The organism is Curtobacterium sp. MCBD17_013, assembly GCF_003234565.1.
GTDB lineage: Bacteria > Actinomycetota > Actinomycetes > Actinomycetales > Microbacteriaceae > Curtobacterium.
The window spans coordinates 74,192-91,290 of sequence record NZ_QKTU01000007.1 but is presented as its reverse complement, the minus strand read 5'-3'; the positions used below and the strand labels follow the sequence as shown (position 1 = coordinate 91,290).

Sequence of the window (17,099 nt, the reverse complement as noted above, 5' to 3'; positions counted from 1 at the left end):
CCCTCGGAAGAGGCACGAGGACCGCCGGGGCAGATCAGGTCGGTGGGACGGGCCGGCGCGCGAACGCGAACGAGCGGCGCAGGCCGACGAGACCGATCGCCCCGGTGACGAGCGCGGCGATCGCGAGCAGGACGAGGACCGGGGCGGGGACGAGCGGCCCGTGCTGCGTGTGGAGGTTGGACGACTGGACGACGAGCGCGAGCGCGTACCAGCCGACCTGGCCCGACTGCACCGCTGCGCGCGCCGAGATGTAGGGCGCGCGCCGGAGGGCCTCGCTGTACTCCTCCTCGCTCAGCTCCCGCGGATCGTCGCGCCGGATCGCGCGCCGGACGCGCCGGTCGCGGACGCGCTGCTCGGGTGTGACGGTCGGGACGTACCCGCCCGGCTTCCCGCGTGCCGCGAAGGCGCAGGCGAGCACGCCGGCGACGGAACCGGCCATGCCAGCGGCGGCGAACGTCCTGGGGTCGAACGGTCGCTCCACGGCCAGGCCCACGACGAGCACGGCCGCCGCGGCCGCGAGGAACCAGAGGACGGACCGAACGAGCGCGCGGTGATGGTCCACGGGCGGTCCGCCGTGGCGGCCCTCGCGGATCGCGAGCACGGACTCGTCCTGGTCAGTCGGTGTCTGTTCGGGCACGCGCACCACCCCCGCACGTGACGGTAACGCCGTGGTGCTCGCGCCGGTCGGAACGTCCCCCGTTGCCTGGCCAAGTCCCCCTCGCTGTACCCCGTTCGCTGAGAACCAGGAACGCTGCGCTCCAACCGGTGCTTTCCTCAGGTCATCTGACCGACCACGACACCGAGGAGCCCGATCCCATGGTCACCAACACCCAGCCCGAGCGGTACGGCACCGCAGACGCCGGACGGCGCAACGGCGTCGCCATCTCCGCACTCGTCATCGGCATCGTCGGCCTCGTCATCAGCTTCTGGGGCGTCCTCAGCCTCGTCGCCCTGGTCCTCGGCGTCGTCGGCCTGCGTCGCTCGCCGGCCAAGGGGGAGCGCGGTCACGGCCAGGCGATCGCGGGCATCGTCCTCGGCGTCATCGGCGTCGTGTGGGGCATCCTCGCGCTCGTCTTCGGCCTGCAGCACTACTTCTTCTTCGTCGACCACTGACCCCGCGTCGGAGCCTCACTCCCATGACACGGCGCCGGTCACCGCTCCGCGAGTAGACGTTCCGCATCGTCACGTCGCTCGCGGGGATGGTGGTCGGCGGTGGCCGCGGACGGGCGGTGCCCGGGCTCGTAGGCTGGCCCGATGCGAGCACTGGTGCGGAGCAGCGGTCCGACGACGGCGGTGGCGGCGCGGAACGGGGTCGGGTTTTCCTCCGCCGAGGCGTACCTGGTGGAGCGACACGGCCGCGACCAGGCGGTCGCCGAGGTCCCGTTCGCGGTCGAGCGGCCGGTGGCCGCGGGCGCCCGGCTCACGTGGGTGTGGTTCCCGGAGCGGGTGCTGCCGGCCGGTCGCGCCGAGCCGACCGAGGCCGACCTCGACGGGTTCTGGGACGCGACCGCGTTCGCGCTCGACGTCGTGTTCACGGACGGCAGCCGTGCCTCCGCGTCGGCGCGCGACCAGTACGCGGTCCCGATGACGCCGGAGGCGCAGGACGACGCGCGCATGCTCTGGGTGGACCAGTGGAACCGCCGCACCGTCGACCTGACGCCGTTCGCCGGGCGCACGGTGGACCGTCTGGAGGCACGGCTCGGCCGCGCCGACCGGGTCGCCGCCGACGGCGCGGCGGCACCACTACGGGGCTGGCTCGACGACGTGCGGATCGAGACGGCGCCGCCCCGGACCTCCCGGCCGCTCGACCACGTCGTGACGACCCGCGGGACGCACGCGTCGTCGCGGTTCTCGCGCGGGAACACGGCGCCGCTCGTGGCGGTCCCGCACGGCGGCGTGTTCGGGCTGCCCATGACCGACGCGTCCGATCCTCGCTGGCCGTACGCGTACCACGAGCACGTCGACGGCAACGGCCGGCCGGCGCTCCAGGCGTTCGCCACGTCCCACATCCCCTCGCCGTGGATGGGCGACCGCGGGGTGTTCCAGATCATGCCGAGCCCGCTCGTCGAGCCGGACACCGACCGCGCGGCCCGCGCGCTGCCGTTCGACCGCGCGGACGAGCTCGCGGGCCCGCACCGCTACCGGGTGGCGTTCGACGGCGGGGTGACCGCGGAGATGACGGCGGGGGAGTTCGCGCTCGGGTTCCGGTTCACCTTCCCGGGGGAGCGTGCATCGGTCGTGCTCGACCACCACGGCGTCGTCCGCTCGGCGTCCGTGCGGGTCGAGGACGGCGTCGGGGTGGTCGACGCGCTCCTCGACGACCGGCCACAGACACCGCCGCACCACGTGCACCTGCGGGTCCACGGCGTGGTGACGGACCGGACGACGGTCGAGGACGGCCGGCTCGGCGGCTGGTTCGTCGTCGACGGCACGGCACCGGTCGACGTGCACCTCGGGATCTCGACGGTGTCGGCGGAGGACGCGGCCGCGAACCTGCGCGCTGCGGGCGACGTCGACGCCATGTGCGCCGAGGCCGAGCGGCGGTGGTCGGCGGCGCTCGCCACGATGTCGTTCGAGGGCGCCTCCGAGGACCAGCTCGTGTCGCTGTACTCGGGCCTGTACCGGCTGTTCCTGTACCCGAACACCGCCGGGGAGACCGCGCTGACCGGCGAGCCCCGCTACCGCTCGCCCTACGGCGCGGTCCTCGACACCCCCGTCCGCGACGAGCCCGGGCCCGAGGTCGGGTCGGGGCCGTTCACGACGACGAACGGGTTCTGGGACACCTACCGCACGGCGTGGCCGCTGCTCGCGCTCCTCGCACCCGAGCGGACCGGGGCACTCGCCGAGGGCTTCGTGCAGCACCACCGCGATGGCGGCTGGACGCCCCGCTGGAGCGCCCCCGGTGCCGAGGACGTCATGACCGGCACGACGAGTGACACCGTGTTCGCGGACCTCGCGGCCAAGGGCGTCCCGGGGTTCGACCTCGCGACGGCGTACCGGAGCGCGGTGCGCAACGCGACCGTGCCGTCACCGGACCCGCGCGTGGGACGCAAGGGGATCCTCCCGGGCGCGTTCCGCGGGTACGTCGACACCGACACGCACGAGGGGATGTCGTGGACCCTCGACGCGGCGATCAACGACTGGGGGCTCGCGGTCATGGCGCGGCTGCTCGCCGACCGCGCCGTGCCCGGTTCGTCGGAGGCGGAACGACTCGACGCCGAGGCCGAGTGGTTCGCCCGGCGGTCCCTGCAGTACCGGAACGTGTTCCGCCCGGGGCTCGGGTTCTTCGTGGGCCGTCGTCCCGACGGGGACTGGCGGGTCGAGGGCGAGGCGTTCGACCCGGCCGAGTGGGGGACGGACTACACCGAGACGAACGCGTGGGGAACGATGGTCACCGCCCCGCACGACGGGGCCGGTGTCATGGCCCTGCACGGCGGGCCGGAGGGGCTCCTCGCCGCGATGGCCCGGTTCCGCGCCGCCGGCGAGACCGGTGCGACGGACCGTTCCGGCTCGTACGGGTTCGCGATCCACGAGATGACCGAGGCGCGGGACGTCCGCATGGGGATGCTCGGTCTGTCGAACCAGCCGGCGCACCACATCCCGTTCGCACCGATGTGGGCCGGCCGACACGACGACGCGCACGCGACGCTCCGCGAGTGCGTCACGCGCCTGTTCGTCGGTTCGGACCTCGGCCAGGGGTACCCGGGCGACGAGGACAACGGCGAGATGAGCGCCTGGTACGTGTTCGTCACGATCGGGCTGTACCCGCTCGCGCCCGCGACCGGGACCTACGTGCTCGTCCCGCCGACCGTCCGACGGACCGAGCTGCACCTGGGCGACGCGACCACGGTCGTCGAGGTCGCGGGGCCGTGCCGCGGCCCGTACGTGGCGTCCGTCACCGTCGACGGTGAACCGTGGGAGTCGGTGTCGATCCCGCACGCGGTGATCGCCCGCGGCGCGCACGTGGTGTTCACGCTGTCGGACGAGCCGCTCGGGTGGGCCGCCGGGTCGCGCCCGGTGTCGGCGTCCGAGCTCCACGGCTTCGCGGACACGCCCGCGGACGTCCTGCCGGTCGGCGCGTCGCCGGTCACCGACGACACCGGGCGGAGCGTCGTGCGGCTCGCCGCGGGGGAACACGTCGAGGTGCCGGTGTCCGTCGCGGCCGCGTCGCTCTACACCGTCACGGTGGCCGAGCCGGGGACGTACGGGTGGACGGTGGCGTGGGTCGACGGGGACGGCCGGGTCGCCACGGCGGACGAGCGGGTCGGCGAGGAGTTCGCCTGGGCCGCGCAGACCCGGGTGTTCCGGATCGCGGGCGGGGTCGAGCGCGGTGCGATCCGGTTCACGGCGTCGCGGCCGGTCGGGCTCACCCAGCTCGAGGTCGTCGCGGCCTCGCGGTCGACTCCCGGACGCTGAGCGTCAGGGCGGGGCCGGGGCGCGACGTCAGCGGGCTCCTGGCCTCGACCTGCTCGAGCAGCAGTCGGGCCGCACGCTCGCCGAGCTCGACGGTGTCGCGGGTCAGCGTCGTGAGCGCGGGCCGGACGAGCCGCGCCATGGCGGAGTCGTCGAACGACGCGATCGACAGGTCGTCGGGCACGGGGACCCCCATCTCGGCGGCGACACCGAGCCCGGCGACGGCGAGCACGTCGTTGTCGTAGACGATCGCCGTGGGGCGGCGCGGGCCGACGAGCAGGGTCCGGGTGATCGCGGCGCCGGCGTCCGACGAGTAGTCGGTGGTGAACGACTCGGCGGACTCGAGCCGGGCCTCCCGGGCGAATCGCTGCAGCGCCGCGGCGCGCATGGCCGTGTGCTCGAACTGCGGTGGCCCGGCGACGTGCGCGATGCGGGTGTGGCCGAGCGCGTGCAGGTACCCGAACACGGTGTCCGCGGCGTCCGAGTCGTCGATCCACATGGTGGGCCAGGTGCCCGGCGGCGATGGATGCGAGCCGACGACGACGGCGGGCAGGCCGAGTTCGGCGAGCAACGCGAGGCGGGGGTCGTCGGCTCGCGGGTCGATGAGCACGACGCCGTCCACGCGGTGCCCGCTCCACCACTCGCGGTACGTCTCGAGCTCCTCGTTGACGTCACGCGCGACGAGGAGGTTCATCCCGACGTGGGTCCCGGCGAGGCCGAGCTGGATCCCGGAGATGAGGTCGCCGAAGAACGACTCCGTCCCGAGCGTGCGCGCGGGCCGGTTGAGCACGAACCCGATGGTGCCGGCGCGGGCGCCGCCGAGGGCCCGCGCGGCCGAGTGGGGACGCCAGTTGAGCTCACGGGCGACCTCGAGGATGCGCGACCGGGTGGCCGCCGAGACACCCGGCCGGTCGTTCAGTGCGAACGAGACCGCTCCCGTGGAAACGCCGGCCCGTGCTGCGATCTCGGCGATCGTCACCCGTTTCGGTTGCGGCATCGTCGCTGCACCGGCCCCCTCGTCGTCCACGCGCTCATCATGGCGGCACCCGCGCCCGTTGGCGAATGGCACCGCGCCCGGCGAGTGACCACCGGGTGTCGCCGCGGCGAACGACCGGGGACACGCCGCGGCTTGACTATAGCGCTTTAGTCCTTCATGCTCACCTGCAACAGCGGTAGCGATGCCGCGACTGATGGCGGATCTGAACCGCTTCAGTTGCTGCGGCGAACAAGGGAGTCCACGCAATGTCACGTCGTACCACCACAGCACCCACCTCCGGCCGGAGGCGAGCGACGTTCGCCGCAGGCCTGGCGACCGCCGCGGCGGCCGCGCTCGTCCTGACCGGCTGCTCCGCGGGCAGCAACAGCGGCGGCAGCAGCGCCGGCGGCGACGTCACCGGCACGATCACGCTCCAGACCTGGGCGCTGACGCCCAAGTTCACGGGGTACCTCAAGGGCGTGATCGCGGCGTTCGAGAAGAAGCACCCCGGCACGACCGTCAAGCTCGTCGACCAGCCCGGCGACGGCTACTCCGACAAGGTCCTGAGCCAGGCGTCGTCGAACACCCTGCCGGACGTCGTCAACCTGCCCCCGGACATCGCGCTGCCCCTGGCGAAGCGCGGGATCCTCGAGGACGTCAGCAAGGCCGACAGCTCGCTGCGGAGCACCTACACGGCGGGCTCGGTCGACGCCTACGACTACAAGGAGACGAAGGGTGGCGTGTACGGGTACCCCTGGTACCTCAACACGGACGTCGACTTCTGGAACAAGTCGATGCTCGACCAGTGCGGTCTCGACTCGTCGAAGCCGCCGGCGACCACGCAGCAGCTCTTCGCGCAGGCCAAGACCATGCACGAGCACTGCCCGAACGACTACCTGATGAGCCGCAAGCCCACGCTGAGCGACTTCACCCTCGCCGGCGTCAAGGTGCTCAACAGCGACGGCACGAAGTTCACGTTCGCCACGAAGAAGGCGGCGTCGCTCATCGACCAGTACGCCACCGCGTACCAGAACGGCTACATGCCGTCGTCGGTCCTCAACTCCGACTACCTCGGCAACTCGACCCTGTTCACGCAGGGCAAGGTGGCCTGGACCACGGGTGGCGCGTCCTCGCTCAGCGACTTCGAGACGAACAACCCGTCGCTCAAGAACGACGTCGTCGTCTCGCCGGCGCTCGACACCCCGCCGCTGTACGTGCAGGGCCTCAGCGTCTCGCAGAAGTCGAAGCACCTCGCCACCGCGAACGCGTTCGCGCAGTTCATGACGAACGCCGCGAACCAGAAGGCCTTCGCCAAGCTCGTCAACATCTTCCCGTCGACGAAGTCCTCGCAGTCGGACCCGTTCTTCTCGAAGGACGACGGCACCGAGAACGGCAAGGCCCGCGTCCTCGCGAACACGGCGCTGAAGACGGCGAAGAACCTGACGCCGGTCGAGGCGAACGACTCCATGACGACGTTCCTCGACCAGCAGATCGCGCTCGCCATGAAGGGCCAGACCACGGGCATGAAGGCGCTGCAGACCGCGCAGACCAAGATGAACACCCTGCTCGCGAACGGCTGACGCCACCACCAGGAGAGGGAGGATCGCCATGCGAGCGAACCGTTGGTACACGCCGTGGATCCTGATCGCGCCGGCCCTGGTGTGGCTGCTCGTGTTCAGCTTCTGGCCGTCGATCAACACCGTGCGGCTGTCGTTCACGAACGCCAGTCCGCTCGGCGGGGTGAGCGCGTGGGTGGGGCTGAAGAACTTCAGCACCCTGCTCGCCGACCCCCAGGTGTGGCAGGCGCTGCTCAACAGCGTCGTCTACATGGCGATCTGCCTGCCGCTGCTGACGATCCTCCCGCTCCTCATCGCGCTCCTGGTCGAGAAGAACCTGCCCGGGATCGCGTTCTTCCGGACCGCGTATTACACGCCCGTCATCGCGTCGGCGGTGGTCGTCGGGCTCATCTGGACCTGGATCCTCGACGACCGCGGCGTGGTGAACGAGGTCGCCCAGAGCCTGCACGTCATCCAGGGGCCGCTCCCGTTCCTCACCGACCGGTGGCTCGTGCTCTTCAGCGCGATCAGCCTGACGGTGTGGAAGGGCCTCGGCTACTACATGATCATCTTCCTGGCGGCGCTCGGGAACGTCGGCAAGGACCTGCACGAGGCCGCGGCACTCGACGGGGCCGGCGCCGTCCGCCGGTTCTGGAGCGTGACCATGCCGGGCGTCCGCGGCACCATGACGCTCGTCGGGATCCTCGTGTGCGTCTCGGCGCTGCGGGTGTTCTCGGAGCTCTACGTCCTCACCAACGGCAAGGGCGGCCCCGGCGGCCAGGACGAGTCGCTCGTCAGCCTCATCCAGGAGTACGCCCGCGGCTTCACCGGCAACCTCGGCTACGCGTCGGCCCTGAGCATCCTGCTCTTCGTCGTCACGCTCGTGCCGATGCTGGTCCTCGCACGCATCAACAACAAGGCGGAGCAGTGACGAACACGACGACGACGTCCGAACCGGTCGTCTCCGGAGACCGCGGGACCGCAGCGAACGCTGCGGGCGGCAGCCGCGCCTCCCGACCGGGAGGGACGGGACGGACCCGGCGCGTCGGTCCGGACGGGCGCCGCCGCCGGAGCCGCACCTTCGGCACCATGAGCACGAAGGAGAAGGTGTTCCGCTACGTGCTGCTCGTGGTGGTGCTGTTCATCACCATCGGGCCGTTCCTGTGGCAGCTGTCGACCTCGCTCAAGGGCGCGGGTGAGGACATCTACACGCAGACGCCGGAGTTCGTACCGAGCCAGCCGACGTTCCTCAACTACGTCAAGGTCGCCGACGCGATCCCCGTGTTCACCTACATCGGGAACTCGCTCGTCGTCGCCGCGCTCGACGTCGTCGGCAACGTCGTGTTCGCCACGCTCGCCGGGTTCGCTGTGGCCCGCCTGCAGTTCCGGGGCAAGAAGGTGGTGCTCGGGCTGTTCCTCGCGACGCTCGTGCTCCCCGGCGAGGTCACGATCGTCTCGCAGTTCGTCACGATCAAGGACCTCGGGCTCGCGGACTCGCTCGTCGGCGTCGCCCTGCCGGGGATGATCGCCGCGCTCAACGTGTTGCTCATGTACAACGCGTTCCGGCAGATCCCGGAGGAGATCGACCAGGCGGCCGTGATGGACGGCGCGAACTCGTGGCAGCGCCTCCGGTTCGTCGCGCTGCCCGCCGTGCAGGGCACGATCGCCGTCATCGCGATCTTCTCGTTCATCGGCGCGTGGGACGACTTCCTCTGGCCGCTCATCGTGCTGCAGACGCCGGACAAGCTGACCCTGACCGTCGGACTCCAGTACCTGCAGGGCACGTTCTCGAACGACCAGCGCCTCATCGCGGCGGGCACGATGATCGCGTTCATCCCGATCGCGGTGATCTTCTCGGTGCTCCAGCGCTTCTTCTTTAAGGGCGTCGAAGAGGGCGGGGTCAAGGGCTGATGCGCTTCGGCGTCAACTACACGCCCGCCGAGGGTTGGTTCCACTCGTGGCTCGACTTCTCGCCGTCCGCGGTGGCGCGTGACCTCGAGCAGATCGCCGGCCTGGGCGTCGACCACGTCCGCGTGTTCCCGCTCTGGCCACTCGTGCAGCCGAACCGGACGCTCATCCGGGCGTCGGCGCTCGACGACGTCGCGACGGTCGTCGACATCGCCGCGTCGTTCGGGCTCGACGTCAACGTCGACGCGCTGCAGGGGCACCTGTCGAGCTTCGACTTCGTGCCGTCGTGGCTCGAGAGCTGGCATCGTCGGAACGTGTTCACCGACCCGGACGTCGTCGCGTCGACCGCCGACTACGTGCAGGCGCTGTCCGCGGCGCTCGCCGGCCGGCCGAACCTGCTCGGCGTCACGCTCGGCAACGAGCTGAACCAGTTCGCGCACGCCCCGCACCCCACGCCGCACGCGGTGACCGACCGGGAGGCCGGGGACTGGCTCACGACGATGGTCGCGGCGGCGCGGCGCGGGCTCGGTGCACCGGTGCCGGACGCGGTCCCGGCTCCGGGCCTCCCGTCCGGCGTCGGCCGGGAGGCCCGGCGCACGGCCGCCCCGTCCGTCACGGTCGCGCAGTACGACGCCGCCTGGTACGACGACGCGCAGCCGTTCGGTCCGGAGCACGCGGCCGACCACGGCGACATGACCGTCACGCACTCGTGGGTGTTCAACGGGGCCGCCCGCGTGCACGGTCCGCTCGGCGCCGGATCCGTCCGGCACGGCGAGTACCTGCTCCAGCTCGCCGCGGCGTGGAACCGGACCGCGGAGCGACCGAACTGGCTCCAGGAGGTCGGCGCCCCGACGAACGTGGTCCCGGTCGACGACGCCCCGGCGTTCCTCGAGGGCACGATCCGGCACGCCGTCGAGGTGCAGCAGCTGTTCGGCATCACCTGGTGGTGCTCGCACGACGTCGCGCGGTCGCTCGCCGACTTCCCCGAGCTCGAGTACGACCTCGGACTCTTCACGAACGACGGACGCCGCAAGCCGACCGGCGAGCGATTCGCCGAGCTCGCCCGTGCGTTCGGCGACGGTGCCGGCGCGGCACTCGAGCGGCTCGCGCCGCCGACGGACGCGCTCGTCCTCGACGACGTCCTGCCCGACGGCCGTCGCGCCCCGGACGTCCGCGCGACGGCCGCCCCCGGGGGCCGGTTCTCGCTCGCCTGGGTCGCGCTGGCCGAGTCGCTCGGCCGCGGACCGCAGGTCGTCCTGCGCTCGCGCGCGGGAGACTCCGGACTCCTGGCCGAGCGCGGCATCCGCACGCTGCACGACGTCCCGGCGGACACCCGCGCCGTCCACACCGCGGTGGCGCACCCCGCCACGATGCCCTGACCACCCAATCCGGAAGGCACTGATGCACGACGACATCCCCCTCACCATCGGCCGAGCGCGCCGGGTCCTCGACGAACGGATCCTGCCGGCCGTGCACGCGACGGCGGTCCCGCTGACGGTCGAGTGGAACGAGCTCCCCGGCGAGCCGATCACCCCCGCCGAGGGCCTCGCGCTCGCCTACCGGCCGTACGAGGTCGGGACGCCGTGGGGTGCCGCGTGGGGGACCACCTGGTTCCACGTCACCGGGACCGTGCCCGAGCAGTGGGCCGGACGTCGGGTCGAGGCGCTCATCGACCTCGGGTTCGACGTGAACATGCCGGGGTTCCAGTGCGAGGGCCTCGTCTACCGACCGGACGGCAGCCCGGTGAAGTCGATCAACCCGCGCAACCAGTGGGTCCTCGTCACCGAGCAGGCCGAGGGCGGCGAGCTCGTCGACCTGTACCTCGAGGGCGCGTCGAACCCCGTGCTGCTCGACTACCACCCCTTCCTCCCGACGCAGGAAGGGGACATCCAGACGTCGTCGTCACGGCGGTTGTACACGTCGCGCCGCATGGACCTGACCGTGTTCGAGGCCGAGGTGCACGAGCTCGCCCTCGACATCGAGGTGCTGCTCGAGCTCCAGGCCGAACTGCCCCAGGGGCCGCGACGGATGCGGATCCTGCAGGCACTCGACGACGCCCTCGACGCCCTCGACCTGCAGCACATCCCCGAGACCGCGCCCGACGCCCGAGCGGCGCTCGCCGACGTGCTCGCGTCCCCGGCCGAGGCCTCGGCCCACCGGATCTCCGCCGTCGGGCACGCCCACATCGACTCCGCATGGCTCTGGCCCGTGCGCGAGACGATCCGCAAGGTGGCGCGGACCACCTCGTCGATGACGGAGCTCATCGACCAGACCGACGACTTCGTCTACGGCATGTCGAGCGCCCAGCAGTACGCCTGGATCAAGGAGCACCGCCCCGAGGTGTACGCGCGCGTCAAGGAGGCGGTGGCAGCGGGTCGGTTCCTGCCCCTCGGTGGCATGTGGGTCGAGTCGGACACCGTGATGCCGACCGGCGAGTCGATCGTCCGGCAGTTCTCGCAGGGTCAGCGGTTCTTCGAGCGCGAGTTCGGGATCCGGCCGAAGGGTGTCTGGTTGCCGGACAGCTTCGGGTACTCGCCGGCCCTACCGCAGCTCATGCGTCGCGCCGGGTTCGAGTGGTTCTTCACGCAGAAGATCTCGTGGAACCAGGTGAACAAGTTCCCGCACCACACGTTCCTGTGGGAGGGCATCGACGGGTCCCGCGTGTTCTCGCACTTCCCGTCCATGGACACCTACAACTCGCAGCTGTCCGGCTCCGAGGTCGCGAAGGCGTCGCGGCAGTTCCGCGAGAACCGCCTGGCGTCCGGGTCGATCGCGCCCGTCGGGTGGGGCGACGGCGGTGGCGGGACCACGCGCGAGATGACCGGCAAGGCCGCGCGCCTGGCGGACCTCGAGGGCAGCGCGCAGGTCGCGTGGGAGCACCCGGACGCGTTCTTCGAGCGTGCCCGCGGCGAGCTCGCGAACCCGCCCGTGTGGGTCGGTGAGCTCTACCTCGAGCTGCACCGCGCGACCCTGACGTCGCAGCACGGGACCAAGCAGGGGAACCGCCGCGCGGAGCACCTGCTCATCGAGGCCGAGCTGTGGTGCGCCACCGCCGCGGCCCGCACCGGGTTCGCCTACCCGTACGACGAGCTCGACGCCCTGTGGCAGCAGGTGCTCCTGCAGCAGTTCCACGACATCCTGCCCGGCACGTCGATCGCCTGGGTGCACCGCGAGGCCGTCGAGCAGTACGCGCGCGTCGCCGACGCCCTCGTGGCGATCATCGCGCAGGCCGTCCGCGCGCTCGTCGGCGAGGGGGACACCTCCGTCCTGGTGAACCCCGCGCCGTTCGCCCGGGGCGGGGCGCCCGCGCTCGGGGCGGTCGTCGCGGCCTCCGTGCCGCAGGTCGCTCCCGTCACCATCACGGAGGACGGCGACGCCCACGTGCTCGAGAACGACCTCGTCCGCATCACGGTCTCCGCCGAGGGGCTCGTGACCTCCGCGGTCGACCTCGGGTCCGGGCGGGACGCGATCGCGCCCGGCCAGGCGGGGAACCTGCTGCAGCTCCACCAGGACTTCCCGAACATGTGGGACGCGTGGGACGTCGACCGCTACTACCGCAACCGGGTCGAGGACATCCGCGGGGTCGACGAGCTGACCGTGTCGACCGGTGCCGATGGTGTCGCCCGGATCGTCGTCCGCCGGTCGTTCTCGGAGTCGTCGATCGAGCAGACGCTGTCCCTGGCGCCGGGGTCCCGCACGCTCGAGGTCGCCCAGGTCGTCGACTGGCACGAGACGGAGAAGTTCCTCAAGGTCGCGTTCCCGCTCGACGTCCGCGCGGAGCACACGATCGCCGAGACCCAGTTCGGCGCGAACAAGCGCGTCACCCACAGCAACACCTCGTGGGAGGCCGCGAAGTTCGAGACGTCCATGCACCGGTACGTGCTCGCGGAGGAGCCGGGCTTCGGCGTCGCGCTCGTCAACGACTCGATCCACGGGTACGACATGACCCGGGACGCCGTCGACGGGGACGTCACGACGACGCTCCGGCTGTCGCTGCTCCGTGCACCGCGGTTCCCCGACCCGGAGACGGACCAGGGCGTGCAGACGCACCGCTTCGGGCTCGTCGTCGGGACGTCGGTGGCCGGTGCGACCGAGGAGGGCGTGCTCCTCAACGTCGACGCCCGGACCGTGACGGGCGACCACGGGTTCGACCCGCTCGTGACGGTGTCCGACGACCTCGTGCTGTCGAGCGTCAAGCTCGCGGACGACCGCTCGGGCGACCTCGTCGTCCGGGTGTACGAGCCCGCGGGTCGTCGTGCCCGCGGGACCGTGACCGTCGCCGCCGCCGTCTCGGCCGTCACCGAGGTCACCCTGCTCGAGGAGCCGATCGTCGACGCGTCGAGCATCGCCGCCGCGCCGGCCGACTCCGCGACCGTCGACCTCGCGCTCGGCGGCTTCGAGGTCCGCACGCTGCGGTTCGCGCTGGGCTGAGGCCGGTGTCGGGCGGCGCGGTCCGGGGCTGACGACCGCGCCGCCCGCGGGCGGCCACGTCGGGCGGCGCGGTCAACGGTCGATGGCCGCGCTCGCCCGGGCCGCAGCGCGATCGGGCGAGAGGAACCCGATGTCGTACCGCGGCCGGACCCCGAGCGCGAGGTCCGCGAGCACCTCGCCGAGCACCGGCACGAACTTGAACGCGTGCCCGGAGCAGCCGGTCGCGACGAAGCACGCCGGCGCCCCGGGGAGCGCGCCGAGGATGAAGTCCTCGTCGCTGCTCATCGTGTACATGCACGAGTACGCGTCGAGGCCCGCGCCCGCGGCCCCGGGCAGGAACCGCTCGAGGACACCGCGGAGTTCGGCGACCTCGTCGGGGCGGACCACGCGGTCGATCGTGTCCGGGGTCGTGTCCTCGCCACCGTCGTGCCGGCCGATCTTGACGCCCTGCCCGTCGTGGTCCGGGAACCCGTAGTACAGGTGCCCGTCGTGCTGGATGGAGAAGCCCGGCATGGCGTCGGCTCCGAGACCCCGGGGGTCCGTCGGCGCGAAGTGCGCGACCACCTTGCGACGGGCCACGATCCGGAGGCCCGTCGCGGCGAGCAGCTCGGGCGCCCATGGTCCGGCCGCCACCACGACCCGGTCCGCGCGGTAGGCGGCGACGTCGGTGCGGACGAGCGGGTGCGCTCCGAACGCGATGTCGACGACGCGTTCCGCGCGGAACTCCGCGCCGTGCTCCTGGGCGAGTCGGTGGTGGGCGCGGACCGTCGCCTCGGGGTCGACGAATCCCGCTTCCCGCTCGAGGACACCCTCCCAGCCGTCGGCGACCCGGAACGCCGGGAACCGATCACGGATCGCGGTCGCCGTGAGGTGCTCGACGGGGAGTCCGTGCGCGCGGGCCGCGGCGAGGGTGTCCGCCACGAGGGCACCCCCGATCGGAGCGACGGCGAGCACGCCGCTCTCGGTGAGCAGACGGGTGCCGGACGCCTGCTCGAGTTCGTGCCACAGCCTCCAGGCGGCGGTCGTGAGCGCGACGTACTCGGGGCCCTCGGCGTACGCCTGCCGCACCAGGCGCGACCGGCCGTGCGACGAACCGTCGCGGTGACCCGGGAGGCGCGGGTCGAGTCCGAGCACCGTCGCACCCCGTGCGGCGAGGTGGTACGCGGCGGCCGAGCCGATGCCTCCGAGCCCGACGACGACCGTGCCCGGGACGCGGACCTCGATCCCCGTGGCGGTGGAGGGGTGACCGACGTCCATGCCGCGATCATCGCAGACGGCCGGGACCTGGGCCGCCCCGCAGGCGTCCCGACGACACTGCAGGGCACAACGACACCGCGGACCGGACGTCGCCGTCCCAGGCGGCGTCGTCGGAGCGAGAACGGCAGGGACCGATGGACGCCGGAGAGTTCGTGGACCTCGTGGCACAGCGAGCCGACATCACCCACACCCGCACCCGGGCTCGGCCCATCACCGACGCGACGCTCCTGACGTTGGCCGAGCGTCTCAGCGGTGGTGAGGCCGCCGACCTCGCCGCGGAGCTGCCCGAGGAGCTCCGCACGCCGCTCCTCCGCGACGGTGAGGCGTCCGAGCGGTTCGGGGCCGACGAGTTCTGCCGACGCGTGGCCGAACGGGCGGGCGTCGACGCCGACACCGCGCTCGAGGGTGCGACCGTCGTGTTCGCCGTCGTGCACGAGGCCGTGTCGAAGGGCGTGTGGGACCACGTGACGACCCAGTTGCCGAAGGAGTACGTCGCGCTCTTCCACCTGAAGGTCTGACGTCCCCGTCTGCCACGATGGGCGCATGCCCGCAACGACGCCGTACGGCTCCTGGACCTCCCCGATCTCCGCAGCGGACCTCACCACGAACGGCCACCCCGTGTCCGGCCCGCGCTGGGTGGGCGACGAGGTCTGGTGGCTCGAGCTCCGCCCGCAGGAGGACGGCCGCTCGGCGGTCCGACGCCGCGATGCGTCGGGCGCGGTGGTCGACGTCCTGCCGGCTCCGTGGAACGCAGCGAGCCGCGTGCACGAGTACGGCGGTGGTGCATGGGCGGCCGACGACCGGGGTGTCCTGGTGTTCGTCGAGTTCACCGACCAGCGGCTGTACGTGCTGGAGCCGGGCGCCCCGGAGCCCCGACCGCTCACGCCACTCGGGATCGACGGCACGCACCACCGGTACGGGGACGTGAGCCTGCGCGGGGACGAGGTCGTGGCGGTGCGCGAGACCCACACGCCCAGTGCCACCAAGACCGGCGAGAACACGACCGACATCGTCCGTGACGTCGTCGCCGTGCCGCTCGACGGCTCGGCGGCCACGGACCCCGCGGCGGTCCGCAGCGTCGTCGGCGGATCCGACTTCCTCGCCGCCCCGCGGTGGTCACCGAACGGCCGGCACCTGGCCTGGATCGCCTGGGACCACCCCCGGATGCCCTGGGACGGCACCGAGCTCCGCGTCGCACCCGTCGACGACGACGGCGTCGCCGGCACGTGGCGGACGCTGGCCGGGTCGCCCACGGAGTCGGTCCTCCAGCCCGAGTGGCTCGACGACGACACGCTCGTCGCGATCGCGGACCCGACCGGCTGGTGGAACCTCGAGCGCATCACGCTCGACGGCGTCCGGACACCGCTGCACCCGGACGCCGCCGAGTACGGGGGACCGCTCTGGAGGCTCGGCACCCGCTGGTACACGCTGCTGCCGGACAGCCGCCTGCTTGCCACCCGCACCTTCGGGTCCACCTCACTCGTCGTGCTCGACCCGACCGGTGAGCGGGACCCCGAGCCGATCGAGACGCCGTGGACGAGCATCGCCGTGGGCGGGGCCCGGGACGACCGCGTCCTCGTGACCTCCGGTGCGTCGACGGTCGGTGCCGGGGCCCGGGTCCTCGACCTCGCGACCGGAGCCGCCGAGGACGTCCGGCTCGACGCGGACGACCTGCCCGACGCCCGGTACCTGCCGGTGGCCGAGCGCCGGGAGTTCCCGGGCGAGCGGACCGTGCACGCGATCGTGTACCCGCCGCGGAACCCCGACCACGTCGCCCCGCAGGGCGAACTGCCCCCGTACGTCGCGGTCGTGCACGGCGGTCCGACCTCGCAGGCGGTGGCCGCGCTCGACATGCGCATCGCCTACTGGACGAGCCGCGGGATCGGGGTGGTCGACATCGACTACGGCGGGTCGACCGGGTACGGCCGCGCCTACCGCGAGACCCTGCGGGGCCAGTGGGGCGTCGTCGACGTCGAGGACACGATCGCCGCGGTGCGGGGTCTCGGGGAGGCCGGGCTCGCCGATCCGGCACGCCTCGCGATCCGCGGCGGCTCGGCCGGCGGCTGGACGGTCCTGTCCGCACTCACCCGGTCCGACGTGTTCGCCGCCGGGGTCTCGTACTTCGGGGTCGCCGAGCTCGAGCGGTTCGCGCAGGACACCCACGACTTCGAGTCGCGCTACCTCGACGGGCTCATCGGGCCCCTACCCGAGGCCGCGGCGCTGTACCGCGAACGCGCCCCCCTGCACGCCGTCGACCAGCTCCGCACGCCCGTGCTCCTGCTCCAGGGCCTCGACGACCGGGTCGTGCCGCCGTCGCAGGCCGAGCTGTTCCGCGACGCCATGCGGGAGCGGGGCATCCCGCACGCCTACGTCACCTACGCGGGCGAGGGGCATGGGTTCCGGAAGGCCGCGACCATCATCGACGCGACGGAGAAGGAGCTCGCTTTCTACGGGCAGATCCTGGGGTTCGCGACGCCGGGCGTCCCCGCGCTGCCGCTCGACTGAACCGGACACGATCGTCCTGTCGGGCGCGCGCCGCCGTCGGGGAGGAGCGGCGG

General features: G+C 72.4%; 12 protein-coding genes. 9 read left to right on the top strand and 3 right to left on the bottom strand.

The window, feature by feature from the left end; genetic code table 11:
* Positions 1-34: 34 nt before the first annotated feature.
* Entirely contained in the window at positions 35-637 is a 603-nt protein-coding gene (locus DEI81_RS09480) for a hypothetical protein (protein ID WP_146244067.1), read from the bottom strand.
* A 179-nt stretch (positions 638-816) separates the two neighbouring features.
* Here DEI81_RS09480 and DEI81_RS09475 point away from each other — a divergent pair, with 179 nt between their 5' ends.
* Together DEI81_RS09475 and DEI81_RS09470 are read left to right on the top strand one after the other, a co-directional pair.
* Entirely contained in the window at positions 817-1,113 is a 297-nt protein-coding gene (locus DEI81_RS09475; RefSeq protein WP_111010464.1) for a DUF4190 domain-containing protein, read from the top strand.
* 141 nt (positions 1,114-1,254) lie between these two features.
* The gene (locus tag DEI81_RS09470; RefSeq protein ID WP_258368603.1) at positions 1,255-4,416 is read left to right on the top strand and encodes a GH92 family glycosyl hydrolase; all 3,162 of its coding nucleotides are present in this window, start codon (positions 1,255-1,257) and stop codon (positions 4,414-4,416) included.
* On the opposite strand, the gene DEI81_RS09465 is transcribed toward DEI81_RS09470, so the two are convergent.
* Positions 4,367-5,440, bottom strand: coding sequence for a LacI family DNA-binding transcriptional regulator (locus tag DEI81_RS09465; RefSeq protein WP_258368602.1), 1,074 nt, complete (start codon positions 5,438-5,440; stop codon positions 4,367-4,369). The two genes, DEI81_RS09470 and DEI81_RS09465, sit on opposite strands and share 50 nt — an antisense overlap.
* Positions 5,441-5,655: 215 nt before the next feature.
* Here DEI81_RS09465 and DEI81_RS09460 point away from each other — a divergent pair, with 215 nt between their 5' ends.
* From DEI81_RS09460 to DEI81_RS09440, 5 genes are all read left to right on the top strand, one after another.
* Entirely contained in the window at positions 5,656-6,969 is a 1,314-nt protein-coding gene (locus DEI81_RS09460; RefSeq protein ID WP_111010463.1) for a sugar ABC transporter substrate-binding protein, read from the top strand.
* Positions 6,970-6,997: 28 nt separating this feature from the next.
* The gene (locus DEI81_RS09455) at positions 6,998-7,876 is read left to right on the top strand and encodes a carbohydrate ABC transporter permease (protein WP_111010462.1); all 879 of its coding nucleotides are present in this window, start codon (positions 6,998-7,000) and stop codon (positions 7,874-7,876) included.
* Between the two features lie 158 nt (positions 7,877-8,034).
* Entirely contained in the window at positions 8,035-8,856 is an 822-nt protein-coding gene (locus DEI81_RS09450) for a carbohydrate ABC transporter permease (RefSeq protein WP_111010545.1), read from the top strand.
* Complete coding sequence (locus DEI81_RS09445; RefSeq protein ID WP_111010461.1) at positions 8,856-10,232, top strand: glycosyl hydrolase; 1,377 nt, start codon at positions 8,856-8,858, stop codon at positions 10,230-10,232. The genes DEI81_RS09450 and DEI81_RS09445 overlap by 1 nt, the downstream gene beginning before the upstream one ends.
* 22 nt (positions 10,233-10,254) lie before the next feature.
* On the top strand, positions 10,255-13,284 hold the full coding sequence (locus DEI81_RS09440) for a glycoside hydrolase family 38 C-terminal domain-containing protein (protein WP_111010460.1): 3,030 nt from the start codon (positions 10,255-10,257) through the stop codon (positions 13,282-13,284).
* 72 nt (positions 13,285-13,356) lie between these two features.
* Here the strand turns inward: DEI81_RS09440 and solA are convergent, their stop codons facing one another.
* Positions 13,357-14,541 (bottom strand): N-methyl-L-tryptophan oxidase, encoded by a 1,185-nt coding sequence (gene solA / locus DEI81_RS09435; RefSeq protein WP_111010459.1) that lies wholly within the window; start codon positions 14,539-14,541, stop codon positions 13,357-13,359.
* A 134-nt stretch (positions 14,542-14,675) separates the two neighbouring features.
* Here solA and DEI81_RS09430 point away from each other — a divergent pair, with 134 nt between their 5' ends.
* The gene (locus tag DEI81_RS09430) at positions 14,676-15,059 is read left to right on the top strand and encodes a DUF2267 domain-containing protein (protein ID WP_111010458.1); all 384 of its coding nucleotides are present in this window, start codon (positions 14,676-14,678) and stop codon (positions 15,057-15,059) included.
* Between the two features lie 25 nt (positions 15,060-15,084).
* Positions 15,085-17,046 carry a prolyl oligopeptidase family serine peptidase gene (locus DEI81_RS09425; protein ID WP_111010457.1) on the top strand — a complete coding sequence of 654 codons (1,962 nt, stop codon included), beginning with the start codon at positions 15,085-15,087 and terminating at the stop codon, positions 17,044-17,046.
* Positions 17,047-17,099 lie beyond the last annotated feature (53 nt).